This window comes from Neobacillus sp. plas4, assembly GCF_057221695.1.
Window position 1 is genome coordinate 5,766,518 of sequence record NZ_CM170152.1, and the last position, 13,391, is coordinate 5,779,908.

At 32.3% G+C, this 13,391-nt stretch carries 13 protein-coding genes; 5 read left to right on the forward strand and 8 right to left on the reverse strand.

Annotation, left to right across the window (positions count from 1 at the left end; genetic code table 11):
• The first annotated feature begins 15 nt into the window (after positions 1-15).
• From AC2TFD_RS28695 to AC2TFD_RS28705, 3 genes are all read left to right on the forward strand, one after another.
• Positions 16-255: a helix-turn-helix domain-containing protein gene (locus AC2TFD_RS28695; protein ID WP_484674539.1), complete on the forward strand. Its 240-nt coding sequence runs from the start codon at positions 16-18 to the stop codon at positions 253-255.
• A 224-nt stretch (positions 256-479) separates the two neighbouring features.
• Positions 480-755 carry a helix-turn-helix domain-containing protein gene (locus AC2TFD_RS28700; protein WP_484674540.1) on the forward strand — a complete coding sequence of 92 codons (276 nt, stop codon included), beginning with the start codon at positions 480-482 and terminating at the stop codon, positions 753-755.
• A gap of 342 nt (positions 756-1,097) precedes the next feature.
• Positions 1,098-1,343, forward strand: a complete 246-nt coding sequence (locus tag AC2TFD_RS28705) for a hypothetical protein (protein ID WP_484674541.1) — start codon at positions 1,098-1,100, stop codon at positions 1,341-1,343.
• 599 nt (positions 1,344-1,942) lie between these two features.
• Here AC2TFD_RS28705 and AC2TFD_RS28710 read toward each other — a convergent pair.
• Both AC2TFD_RS28710 and AC2TFD_RS28715 read right to left on the reverse strand, forming a co-directional pair.
• Entirely contained in the window at positions 1,943-2,398 is a 456-nt protein-coding gene (locus AC2TFD_RS28710) for a VanZ family protein (RefSeq protein ID WP_484674542.1), read from the reverse strand.
• A gap of 414 nt (positions 2,399-2,812) precedes the next feature.
• Positions 2,813-2,947, reverse strand: a complete 135-nt coding sequence (locus tag AC2TFD_RS28715) for a glycosyltransferase (RefSeq protein ID WP_484674543.1) — start codon at positions 2,945-2,947, stop codon at positions 2,813-2,815.
• 839 nt (positions 2,948-3,786) lie between these two features.
• On the opposite strand from AC2TFD_RS28715, the gene AC2TFD_RS28720 reads away from it, so the two are divergent.
• On the forward strand, positions 3,787-4,818 hold the full coding sequence (locus AC2TFD_RS28720; protein WP_484674544.1) for an acyltransferase family protein: 1,032 nt from the start codon (positions 3,787-3,789) through the stop codon (positions 4,816-4,818).
• Between the two features lie 144 nt (positions 4,819-4,962).
• Positions 4,963-5,463 carry a serine O-acetyltransferase gene (locus AC2TFD_RS28725; protein ID WP_484674545.1) on the forward strand — a complete coding sequence of 167 codons (501 nt, stop codon included), beginning with the start codon at positions 4,963-4,965 and terminating at the stop codon, positions 5,461-5,463.
• Positions 5,464-5,768: 305 nt separating this feature from the next.
• Here the strand turns inward: AC2TFD_RS28725 and AC2TFD_RS28730 are convergent, their stop codons facing one another.
• From AC2TFD_RS28730 to AC2TFD_RS28755, 6 genes are all read right to left on the reverse strand, one after another.
• Positions 5,769-6,521 carry an SGNH/GDSL hydrolase family protein gene (locus AC2TFD_RS28730; RefSeq protein WP_484674546.1) on the reverse strand — a complete coding sequence of 251 codons (753 nt, stop codon included), beginning with the start codon at positions 6,519-6,521 and terminating at the stop codon, positions 5,769-5,771.
• Between the two features lie 359 nt (positions 6,522-6,880).
• Positions 6,881-8,200, reverse strand: coding sequence for a UDP-glucose dehydrogenase family protein (locus tag AC2TFD_RS28735; RefSeq protein WP_484674547.1), 1,320 nt, complete (start codon positions 8,198-8,200; stop codon positions 6,881-6,883).
• Positions 8,201-8,268: 68 nt separating this feature from the next.
• Positions 8,269-9,639, reverse strand: a complete 1,371-nt coding sequence (locus AC2TFD_RS28740) for a sugar phosphate nucleotidyltransferase (protein WP_484674548.1) — start codon at positions 9,637-9,639, stop codon at positions 8,269-8,271.
• A 218-nt stretch (positions 9,640-9,857) separates the two neighbouring features.
• Complete coding sequence (locus AC2TFD_RS28745) at positions 9,858-11,009, reverse strand: glycosyltransferase family 4 protein (RefSeq protein ID WP_484674549.1); 1,152 nt, start codon at positions 11,007-11,009, stop codon at positions 9,858-9,860.
• Between the two features lie 39 nt (positions 11,010-11,048).
• Positions 11,049-12,200, reverse strand: coding sequence for a glycosyltransferase family 4 protein (locus AC2TFD_RS28750; RefSeq protein WP_484674550.1), 1,152 nt, complete (start codon positions 12,198-12,200; stop codon positions 11,049-11,051).
• Positions 12,197-13,378: a glycosyltransferase family 4 protein gene (locus tag AC2TFD_RS28755; RefSeq protein WP_484674551.1), complete on the reverse strand. Its 1,182-nt coding sequence runs from the start codon at positions 13,376-13,378 to the stop codon at positions 12,197-12,199. Before AC2TFD_RS28755 ends, AC2TFD_RS28750 begins: the two co-directional genes overlap by 4 nt.
• Positions 13,379-13,391 lie beyond the last annotated feature (13 nt).

The following is a 13,391-nucleotide window of genomic DNA, read 5'->3' on the forward strand; positions in this document are numbered from 1 at the left end:
AGGAGGAGTTCCTTGGTGGATTGTAATTTACACCTGGATTTTGGTAAGGCATTAAAAAGACTGCGAAAGGAACGGAGTTTATCCCAAGAAAAACTTGCTAACCTTAGCGGATTAGATCGTTCCTATATTAGTATTCTTGAAAGAAATCTTAAACTGCCTAGTCTATATACCATACTAGCCCTTGCTACCGGGCTTGGTATAAAAGCTTCAGAATTTATTATAGAAATGGAAAAGATCCAGTATTTGAAAGAGTGAATGCATATTTCTGACATACAAGGAAATAATTCACGCCCAAATAATAGATCGCATCTTATTAAATAAAAGTGATCTGGCAGCGTTCATTCTGATCAAGATGACTATAAAAATCCCCAAATTAGTGAACCCTAATATTTATTTATTAAAAAGAGCTCGTTTGTCGTCTATAGCCCGTGGAGATATAACACCCTTAGTTATGTAATTGGTTTAAAAAGGAGAATTCCTTGAAAGAAAAAACCATTTACATAGGAGAAGTGATTAGCACCTTACGTATAGCACAAGGTTTGACTCAAGAAAAACTGGCGAATAACATTAACTTAGATCGTACCTATATAATTGAAATTGAAAGAAACAAAAAAGCACCGTCACTCTATACCATCTTTAAACTTGCTAAGGGATTAGGGATGCCACCAGAGGATCTTATTAAAAAAATTAACGAAAGTATAAATTTTGATAGTTTATTTGAACAAGAGTTCACTAAACCAAAAAATGACAAATGAAATTACGATGATCATTCCAACTTTGGAAAAATAAATGGGATTGAGAGGTAATGGAACACATACTAATAAAGAAGGATGTGTGGAATTAGTCATTAAAGACTTGCGTAAGAGTATGAGAATTTCAAGAGGATGGATGAAAAGGGTTTAGGTCGAGGGGAATAATGGAAGGCGTTATTCTCCTTTTGTTTCGTGTTATGTCAGACAAGCAAATTTAAAAGATAATCAAATTTCTACATACTTCTCCCTTTTCTGTTCCATAGTCCCTTCAAAATACTCTAATAGAATATAATAGAAACAATTAATCCCCGGAAAAATTAATCTTTAGTAAATGAGGGTCCTCAAATGAACAAGAAGCACATTGAAATTGTTAAATTGAATATTTGGAGAAAATTCGAGAGCAATGGTCAATTGTATTATGTAGAGATTTTCCATTATATAGATGGCACCATCCAAGCGTTTGCCAATAAAAGACCAGGTAAGGTCCAACATCTATCAGAAGAGTTTTCAATCGGTATTGGTCGTGATGATCAACATCCAACAAAGGCTGCTATTCAGGCTATTAACAACATTCAACATCAATCAGACTAGCATTACAACTGCTGAGCGTTCCTCCAGCCTCAGGATTTAATTGATGACATAGGATAAAGCAGACTAATGAGAGAGTATTATGTTTTTGGTTAGAGTAAATTGACAGATCCATTTCGTTATCTCTAACACAGGTCCTTCTTACTTACGTGAGAAGGGCTTTCAATCGTTTCTTGGCCTTTTCACTTGCTACATCAAAATCCTATGCAATAACCGTCCTGTCCTCAAATTTTGCATAAACCTTAAAACGACTGTTTTGAAAATAATATAGCTTCTAATAAAATATGTATCATAAAAAGCCTTCCCTACTTTTTACTTGGACCTCATCTCGACAATATTTTTAACATTAAGGAGGTTAAAACTTATTGGTGACGGCATTTAGAGCACTTCTAATCAGACGATTGATTAACGAAAGTAAATTCAATTGATCGATTAATTAAATAGCGCGTAAGCCCTTTAACCAAACGAACTTTTCCTGATTTTTAAAAAAATTGTCGTAGAAAAGGTGTGGTTGGTAAGCGCTTGGTAGGGTCTGACTCCATAATTGTTAATTTAATATCCTTCTACCACTCTTACCAAACAAACACTTTATTAAAGAATAATCAAACTCTAAAACTTTCTTTCTTCCGTCTAATTATAAAATAGCAAAATAATAGAACTAAAACCGCCCCAAATGAATCAAATAAAACATCCTGATAAGCCGCTACTCTCCCCGGCATAAAGGATTGGTGCCATTCATCGGTTATGGCATAGAACACCGTTAGGCACCATGCCAGCACATATGAATACCTCAAGGCTTCTAGTGATTTAAACAGTAAAAATGCTAGAATTCCAAAGACGATGACATGTGTTGTCTTTCTTACTAGTAGATTTAGCTCATTGGTATCAATAGGGGCAGCATTCGTTACGTTAAGCGATTCCTTTTCTGAGACAACTACCTTTTGGATTACCTTTCCTGTGTTCTGTCCTGTGAAGTACGGTAGCTGTGTAAAGAAGAATATTGCTATCATCCATGCAATCGTAGCAAGGGCCCACCAATTCCTTATACGCATATACATATGATACACCTCCTCGTTTTTTCATATGTATGATTCCAGTAGCCATAAAAAGAATGCCTTTAATGTTGTTGTTTAACGACCACTTTCAGTACACTTCATTTTACCCTACCTAAAAATCGTTTTGCCAATACTTAACATATTTCTTCTTCAAAGTAGTTTTAATCGAAACTTCTAAAATAGTTCCAATTTGCCCTTCAATATTACCTGCCATGTGGCATAATAACTTTTACCACAGCTAATAGTTTCATTATAAAAACCGCAACAAATCATTGGGACTTCTCTCAGCCTGATTTGAGTGAGCTAAATCATTACTATCCATTTCAGTTCTTAGCCAATCGACCAATGTTCAACGATTGAATATTTAATGGTGCAGAAACTTTTTGAGCTTATTTATTAGGATGAGTTTAAAAGCCATCAACTCAGTATGAGCAAAGGAACGTTTGCACTGAGTGCTTCACCAATCATCCCCCAGCCTACTTTTGAGATCACTAAGTCAGAGGCTGCAATATAATTTTGCCATTCTATATAATCTGTAGGTATTTGATACATTCTTATGGCTTACTTCAACATAATAGGATACTAGAAAGACGCAGTTAGCAGTTTTTCAAGTGAATCAACCCCAATTTTCATTCAAGACCATGGCATAGTATTTTCTTATCATATACTGGATAACCGAACCTCTCTTCTTTTAAACCGATCTCTCTCGAATCATCAGAACTTATGCAACTGATCTTTACTTCCAACAAAGAATAGAAATAGATTATATTTTTTAAGCCTTTTTAAATGTTGTTAACTCAACATTATCTATCCATCCTTGATAAACTGTATACCAGGTGAAGTTTGAAATACCAACGGAAGGAATCCCTAACCGATCAACTGCCTCAAATATCACAGAGAAATATCGTATCAACGAGATGAATATTTTGGGTTAACAAAAACTCTTTTTCTTGCCCTTTCCAAGGAGTATCAAATGTCTGCTTTAAACTTTCGGTAACTAAACTCGGTCAGATTGTAGCGTTCTTTGATAAAAGATAGCTCAAAAGAATTGTAAATGATAATTTCCACTTCAGGATGATAAGTAATTGCCTTATAACTGCAAGACTTCTTGAGGCATGACCAAATCAATAATCGGATATGTAATATGCAATAATTTCAATTTCTTTCGCCTCCAAAACAAAAAAATAGGGATGGAACCTAAGGCCTCTCCCGAATTAATGGGAAAGTCAATTTGAAACTACTAGTCAAGTTTTCTATCAATCTTCGACAAACAACTAATTCCAAATGTGAATTAATAAAGAAAGTATTTTCATAATTTTTCATCCATTGATAATACCAAGCTTCCGCTATATACTTTGATAGGTTGCTAAAAAAATAAAGTAGGTGAAAGTTTGTCTAAGTCAAGACTTGAGTGGGTTGATGTAACGAAAGGATTTGGTATGGTCTTTGTAATTTTAGGTCATACACACTTACCCAAAGAATTAATGAAATTCATCTATACCTTCCATATGCCTTTATTTTTCTTTTTATCCGGATATTTTTTCTCATTTGATAAGTATCCTACCTTCAGTAAATTTTTTAGAAAAAAAGGTACATCTTTGTTAATTCCTTATTTTTGTTTATCGATAATAACTATAATTTGGTACTACATTAAAGGAATAGTTGGTGAACCAGGACATTTCAATTTTTTTCAATTAGTCACTGGTAGCTTTTTATCAATAAGAACTTTCGATTGGTCTTCACATGTAGGTACACTCTGGTTTATTACTTGCTTATTTATGACAGAAGTTGTATTCTTCATTATTTTAAAAATGTTTGCAAAATCATTTATAAAAATTTTAATAAGTTCTGTTTGTATTTCAATTTTAGGAGTTGCCTATGTTTCATTAAATCATAATGCATTACCATGGAACATTGACGCATCATTAATTGTCTTATTATTCTTTGCACTTGGTTATTTAATGAAAGCATTTAAAGAAACTTTTAAAAAAATAACAAAACCATCAATGATATTATTTTTCTTAGTCCCTAATCTAATTTCTGGTATATTAAATGACAAAGTTGATATATTCTCTAACCAGTACGGTAATTTCCTTTTATTTTATTTATCAGGAATCACAGGAATCGGATTTATTATTATTACTTCAAAAATAATTAACAAACAAGCTTTTTTACAATATATAGGGGAAAATACACTTTTTCTGTTAGTGCTACATCCAATTATATTTACTATATTTCAAAAGGTTATTTATTTCCCACCGAACTTGCCATATATAAAAGCGTTTAGTTTTTCAATCGTATATTTTATAATTACTTTAATTTTTTCTATTCCTTTTATAAGTGTCGTAAATAAATATTTACCGTTTATTGTTGGTAAAAAGAAACCATTAATAAAAGAAAATTACTTATCTAAAATTGCTTAAAACAAAAGGAATCCTAAAAGGTTCCTTTTGTTTGTTTTTATAAATCCAATAATGGTTTCCAAGATAACATAGAAAAATAATAAAACAAATTTTAACAAAATATTATATACTTTGTTTATTACAGATCAAAAAGGGGAATGCATAATGAAAAACCTTAAAGCCGATTTTAAAGTTAATAATAAAAGTGATCCGTTGGTAATATGTTTACTAATTTCATACAGATTTGGAAATTGGGTTTTTTATAAACTTAAATTACCCATCATTAAACAAATCCTTTGGATTATATACCGAATATTAGATTTAATAATTGTTAGGATTTGCAATAACGCTCAAATATCAGCAAAAAGTAAGATAGGAGCAGGTCTTCGACTTCCACACGGTGGAAATGGAATTATTATTCACCCTAAAGCAGTTATTGGCAACAAATGTACTATTTATCACCAAGTTACAATTGGATTTAAAGATACCCCCACAGAAAGTTTTGGTCCTCCCCTTTTAGGTGATCGAGTTTTTATTGGGGCGGGAGCGAAAATATTAGGAAATATAGAGATAGGTGATGATGCTGTAATTGGCGCTAATGCAGTAGTTATAAAGTCTGTTCCTCCCTCAAAGACCTCGGTTGGTATACCTGCAAAAATTCTATAAAATGAAGACTCTAGTAGTCTTCTCATTGTCGAGAAAGGGTATCTTTCTCGGCAATTTTCGTTTTATATTAATCAAATTTTTACTAGGTTTGTTTCTGCGAACTGGCCTGTTGAATCCGCTCAAGGTGCTTCACTTTCCACGGGCGTGCCTGGGAGCCTCCTCAGTGTTATCGGGCCTGCGTGATCCTCCCACTGCCCCGTACTCCCGCATGAGTCTTTACACCTTCCAGTTGAGTCCCTATGACCATAACTTGAAATACTATCACCTGTGATTACCAAACGTTAGACTTTCGTACCAATTGCGGATTAGACTATCTGTTTTTCTTCTATCAATTTTAGTACCTTATTTGCAATTTTCTCATGTCCTATAAAATTCGGGTGAAAATGGTCCGCAAAATAGTCATCCCACTTGTCGAGCAAATTAGAAATATCACAAAAATAAACTCTTTTGATTTCCATTTCCGTTTTTTCAATAGATAAATCTTTTACAACCTGTTTATATTCCTCGAGTGAAGTTAGTGAACCTGGATAAAAACGATTGTCAATGCCACAATGAGTTATCAATATGATTTTAGAATCTGCATAATTTAAAATAGAATTTACAAAGGAATCCAGTTCACTCTTGAATATTTTTTTTTCTTTCCATTTAACTCCACCATCCAGTTTAATTAACATATTTTTAACTCTCCAACGAAAAGCAGAATCTAATTTTTGTACAATTCTTTTGTGAATTTTTTTTGAAAAGTAGGGTCTTGGATCTGTCCAACCTGCTTTACGGTATCTCTTTGGTAGAAATCTTAGAGATGTGTCTTTGGGTCTAACAATTGCTTCGGTAATTCCATGCATTATTAGCACTATATTAGGATTGATTTCAAGTATTTCTGGTAGATACTTCATTGTTTCAGATATTTTCATAGCGCTGCCTGCTAAGTTGAAATAATTCACTTCCCTTCCAGTTGTATAATGTATACTATCAGTCAATAACTGTCCATATTCCTTTTTTTTACTATTTACACCTAACCCTTCAGTTATAGAATCTCCACAAGTAACAATCTTCAATTTTCAAAACCCCTTTTGTACAATTTTACGATTAGGAATAAATGGTTAATTTTATACACAAGTTGGATTCGAGTAAGTACTAGTTACACCCTTTTTTTCAATTCTGGTAAATATTCCAAGAGACCCCTAAAGCATTGTATAAAATTCTTTCTATTCTGAATGGGTGCAATCGTTACTGAAGAATACGAGTTATTCACCTTTTAATAAATATTCTTTGATAAAAACAGGCAAAGACTTCTCTTAAAAGTAAGCCTCATTTTCATGATCCTAATATGGGATACTCTCAATCTTAGTTATATCAATGCAGGACAAACATAAAAACAGATTCCAACTGTATTTGAAATCTGTTTAAATAAATTCTATACAAAAATAACCTCAAAATTTTTAATAGTTTCTCTACCTATTGAATCATATATCATATTTGTCTCTTTAACACTTGATAAATCGTAACAATTTCTTCCATCTAGTACAATAGGAGTTTTCATTAGTTTACTATAATTTGATATTTTAAATTCTTTGACTTCATCCCACTCGGTAAAAATGAAACAAATATCCGCGTCTTTAATAGCATCTTCAATATTGCTACAATAGGTGATCTCCTCAGATAACTTTTTCTTAAAGTTATTAACTCCAACAGGATCCCATGCTTTTACATTTGCACCATCTTCAATCATTAAAGGTATATTGATTAGTGATGGTGCTTCCCTCAAATCATCGGTACCTGGCTTAAAGGTTAATCCTAATACTGCTACATTAAGTCCTTCTAAACTATCATAATATTTACGGGATTTCTTAAATAATTTTAACTTTTGGTTTTCATTAACATCTATTGCGGCCTTTATTGTTTTTAATTCATAGTCATGGAAATTAGCTAACCAGTGAAGTGCTTTAGTATCTTTAGGGAAGCATGATCCTCCATAACCAATACCTGCATTTAAAAATCTATTCCCAATTCGACTGTCAAATCCCATTCCAAAAGCTACATCTTCTACATCAGCACCAATGATTTCGCATAAATTAGCAATTTCATTGATAAAAGAAATTTTTAACGCAAGAAAATCATTAGATGCATATTTAATCATTTCAGCACTTTTCCTATTTGTAACTACTACAGGAGCATCAAAATCTTTATATACTTCTGTTAATATCTCCCCAGGAATTTTCTCTTCAACACCAATAACGATTCTTGAAGGGTGTAGTGTATCTTTTACAGCTGTTCCTTGTGCTAAAAATTCCGGATTAGAAGCAATATATACATTTACTTCGTGGACTAAATTGTTTTTAATAATAGATTCAATCTTATCATTTGTACCAATTGGTACAGTTGATTTAACAACCACAACACAATTTTTCTCAATACTTTGAGCAATCTGATTCGCAACTGAATACACATAATTTAAATTTGCTGATCCATCTTGCTTTTCCGGTGTTCCAACACCTATAAATATAACATCTGCAAATCTATAAGCCTCTTTGTAGTCTGTTGTAAAGTTTAGTTTATCTAAATTACTTACCATTAGTTCTTCTAGATCTGGCTCATAAATCGGTGAAATCCCTGACTTCATTAATTCAACTTTGTTTTCATCAATGTCTACGCATGTAACTGAATGCCCTTTTTCTGCAAGACAAACACCTGTTACTAAACCTACATATCCTGTTCCTGCTACAGCAATTTTCACTTTGATTCCACCTTTAAAATATTTATAGTGAGATTAATATTAAATATACTTATTAACTAACTCCTAGTTCACGGTATATATATACTTTCTTCAATTTCATCCCAACTTAAAAGAATACGGTGATTATCTTCCTCCACTAATTGAGTTCCAGTCTGCACTTCAATAAACTCCAAATCAGTTACCGCCTTTACAGCATGCCTCATCCCAATTGGAATTTCTACTACGTCACCTGGCTTAATAACTTTGAAATCATCATTTAAAAGAAGAACTCCTTCTCCTTTTACTATAGTCCATACCTCTTGGCGATGGTTATGGTATTGATAACTTAAATTCTTCCCAGCTGAAATATTTATACGTTTTGTTAATACTTCTGTCTTATCCTCATATTTAGTATGTTCAAGGACTCGATACCAACCCCAACGTCGTTCTTCATACATTGGCCGTTGCTCTAATCCCTCAACTAATTCCTTTACACGAGGACTGGCATCCTTGTCAGTTACTAAAATTCCATCGGGACTTGCAGCAACGAGTATATTTGATAATCCTAAGACAGATATGGGAATATCTAATTCATTAATGATATGTGTATTATTAGAATCCTTACTCATATTAGCTTTACCGAGAATGTTCGTTCCCATCTCTTCCGTTAATGTATTCCACGTGCCTAAATCCTTCCAACCACCATCGTAAGTCAGAGCAATAATATTATCTGTTTTTTCAACAACTTTGTAATCAAAGCTTATTTTAGGTAGGAGCCTATAATTTTGCGATAGTTCTCCATAATTTGTTGGAAGTCCCATCTCTTCTAATATTGATATAATTTTACTAATTTTAAATGCAAATACACCACAGTTCCAAAGTGCACCTTGGTCTAATAATATTTTTGCTTCATCCATTTTTGGCTTCTCTTTAAAGTGACTTACTTTTAATACACCGTCAGTTGTATTTGAAACACTAGGTACGATGTATCCATATTTTTCTGATGGAAAAGTTGGTTGCACTCCCACTAAAGCCAATTCAGCACTCGTAGCTTTTAGAATATCTCCTAAATCAAGTAACCTAGCAAAAAATTTATCCTCTACAAATGAATCAACTGGTAAAACACCAACAATTTCATCAATGTCTATATTCCCACTAGAAAATAAATAAGATACTGCTAGTGCTATTGCTGGGAATGTATCTCTTCTTTCAGGTTCCTCAATAATTGAAATATTTTTTCCAATCTGATTCTGAATCATTTCTACTTGGGTTTTGCTAGTTGCAATAACAGCGTGCTCGGTTAATCCTAATTTTTCAAGTTGTCCCCATACTCTTTGTACCATAGACTGTAAATCATTCTCTTCATTACGTAATACTTTTAAAAATTGTTTTGACCTCGCATCATTGGATAGTGGCCATAATCTTTTTCCAGATCCTCCTGATAATAAAACTAATTTCACTATAATTTCCCCCACCATTATGTCGTTTTTCCGAATTTATTTTAAAGCAACAAAAAACAAATTAAGGTAAAAAAACACTACCTTTTATCATTCAATATATTTTTTAAAAATAATAGATTGCAATATTAAATGTTGAATTAGAATGACTAAAACATGTTTATATAATGGGAAATGAACAATAATTAAAAAAATAGGTTGCTATTTTTCATTAGCAACCATCAAGTAAATATTTTCACATTATAAATTTTATTTCTTTTAATTACTTCTTCTTCAATTATATTTCTTAAAGAATCTTTAAAATTCTCTTCTGAGAACCTCAATGCATTCTCTCGGCAGTTACTTGCATTAAATAAACCTTGATTCATTTCAAATTGATTAACAGCTTGTACAATACACTCTGCAGATTGATTATAAAAGTGCAACCCTGTAGGTTGTTCCGAAAAATCAATTCCTTTTACTGTTTCTAATGCCCCACCTTTACCATATGCAATAACAGGAGTACCACACGCTTGAGCTTCTACTGGAGTAATACCAAAATCTTCTTCAGCAGCAAAGATAAATGCTTTAGCTCTTTGCATATGTTCTTTTAATATATCAAAAGATTGATACCCAAGTAAATTGATGTTTTTTCCAGCCTTTTGTTTAATTTTATTAAAGTCAGGACCATCACCAATAACTACTAGTTCTTTATCAGGCATTTTATTAAAAGCTTCAACGATTATATCAATCTTCTTATAAGGTACCATTCGGGAGGCAGTCATATAAAAATCTGACTTATCTTTCTTTATTGTAAAACTAGAAACATCTACAGGAGGATACAATACTTTCGATTCACGCCGATAAACTTTCCAAATTCTCCTTGAAATAAAGTGTGAATTAGATAGAAAAACATCAACACCATTTGCAGTTCGATAATCCCAATCTCTCATTTTATATAATAAATATTTAGCTGCAAGTCCTTTTAAACCTTTAGTTAAATTTGTCTCTTTTAAATATTGAAACTGAAGATCCCATGCATATCTAATAGGTGAATGTACATATGAGATATGCAATTGGTCTGGTCCAGTTATTACGCCTTTTGCAACAGCATGCGAACTAGAGATCACAATATCATACTCTGATAAATCAAGTTGTTCAATGGCAAAGGGCATTAAAGGTAAGTAATTCCTATATTTTCTTTTTGCCATTGGAAGACCTTGAATAAATGTTGTATTGACATTTTTATTTTTAAGAAATCCTCTATTCTTAGGTTCTATAAAATCAACAACACTAAAAAGGTCAGCATCTGGATATACATCTAACATCTGTTCTAAAACCTTCTCGGCTCCTGCATACGTGACTAACCAATCATGTACTATTGCTATTTTCAATCTAAAGACCATCCTTTTAGCCAATATTCTTTACTTAAACTATTTAGATATAACCAAATGGTAAATTTTCTCAACTTCTTTTGCCGTATTTTGAATTGTAAAAGAATGCTCTACACTGCTTACTGCATTTTTAATAATATTCTCCCTTAATTCATAATTATGAAGTACAGTTATAATATTATTACTTAGTTGTTTTATATCGGCAACCTCATATAAAAGTCCATTGACCTTATTATTGATTATTTCAGGTACTCCTCCGGCATTTGTTGCAATTACAGGAATACCTTGTGACATTCCTTCAATAATAACACGACCAAACGGCTCATTATCAGAACATAGAAGTAAAATATCAGATGCACAACATATTTCTATTACATCATTACGAAATCCAGTAAAATAAACACGATCAGTTAGATTCATCTCTTGTATTAATTTAACTAGTAGTTCCTTATATCTTATATTTTCTTCTCTAAACTTTGCTTCCCCTACAATCCATAAATAGGCATCTTCACCATTATCAATAATAACCTTTAGCGCTTTAATAGAATCTTCTTGCCTTTTCCATTGAGCTATTTGTCCAATAATAACAATAACCTTACTATTTATTGGTGTATTAAATTCCTTTCTAATACTTTTACGTAAATTTTCTTTATCTAATTGCGATTTCTTAACGATTTCAACTCCATTATGGATCAAGTATGTTTTGTTCCTTAGAGGATTGCTACTAATCCCCTCAATAACAGGCTGCGATATCCCAATTAGGGCCCTAATAGTCCGCTGAGCAAGAAAAACTATAAGTTTACCAACTATGCCCTTTGGAGGCATATCTCTTACATGCCAAATTACAGGAATTTTATGATTCCAAACGAATATTGAAGCCATTATGCCAGCTCTTAAGGAATTTGCATGTATAATATCAATATTGTTTTTTTGCACACTTCTGGAAAACTGAATACCACCATATATTATGCCAATTATATTTTTCAATATTTGCACTGGGTTCTTTGTTAATCTTGCTCTAAAACTTTTTACTTCTACGGTTTCAATATTTACTTCCTTTGCCCTATCAATCAATTCACCTTTTGGTGCAAAAATAACTGGTATTGTTAAGGGGAGGTTTTTAGCTGTAAGTAATAAGCTAATTTCCGCACCACTAACTTCACTTGTATGATTATAAAATCCTACTCTCATTTGTTTATCAAATCCATTTTCTCTTTAATTGCTTCTTCAAATATTTTGCTAACAGATTCAGCCACATGATTCCATGTATAATTTTCCATTACAAATTCCCTACATTCATCACGATTTGGAATTAAAACATCATTATTTAAAATTGAAATAATTTTATTTGAAATTGCGTCTGGTGTGCTATCCTTAAACAAAAGTTTTTCATCAAAAGCTTCAAGTATTTCTTTTGTACCTCCATATGGAGTACCTAATACAGGGGTACCACAAGCAAGTGATTCTACTGTGACTAGGCCAAATCCCTCTAAAGTCACAGTTGGGACAATTGACAGATCTGCCGCCTGATAATATTTTAATAATTCTTCATTAGAAACCTTACCTACTAGTTTTACTGATTGCTCTAATCCTGTCATTATTATTTGGTTTTTAAGTTCTTTTTCTAATGGTCCTTGGCCTGCAATATATAATATTGTATTTGGAAATTGCTGAATTACATTAGTCATCGCATCTATTAAGTTTCCAATACCCATACGACGCATTAATCTTCTAGCACAAAAAATAAATGTTTGTTCTTCCGATATCCCTAGTCGTTTCCTAATATCATTTCTATCAGCTGCAGGCTTAAATACATCGGTATTTACAGCACCTGGTACTATATATATCCTATCCTTATTTATTCCATAGTCCCTCGATAATATATCCCGGAAGTAAGTACTCAGTACGATAAATTTATCAGACCTTCGATATGATAAATTTTCAACTCTTGCTTTTAAATCATTCTTGAGTCTATCAGAAATTTTTCTTTCTTTATCTTCCGCGATACCTTCTTGAGCCCAAGGTCCATGAAAATGAGTAACTATTGGTACATGCTTAGGAATAATATTTTTTGAAATTAGGGATGCATATAATGCAAAATGAGGATTAAATACATCTATATTATTAGCTACAAACTTTTCCTTAGCTACTTGCCTAAAAGAAAGATTTCTATTTATAATACTAGATTTCGTTACTCCTCTTGTAACATTTATTACGTTAAGTTTTGATTCGATTTGTTTATTTTCCGAAGTTACTAAACCTTCGATATCATGAATTTCTGACATAACGTTAATATAGTCTGCAAAATACCTATTTAATCCACCTGGAATATGATCAAACCAACCCATTCCTGTTGATAATATTTTCAACAATTTCACCTCT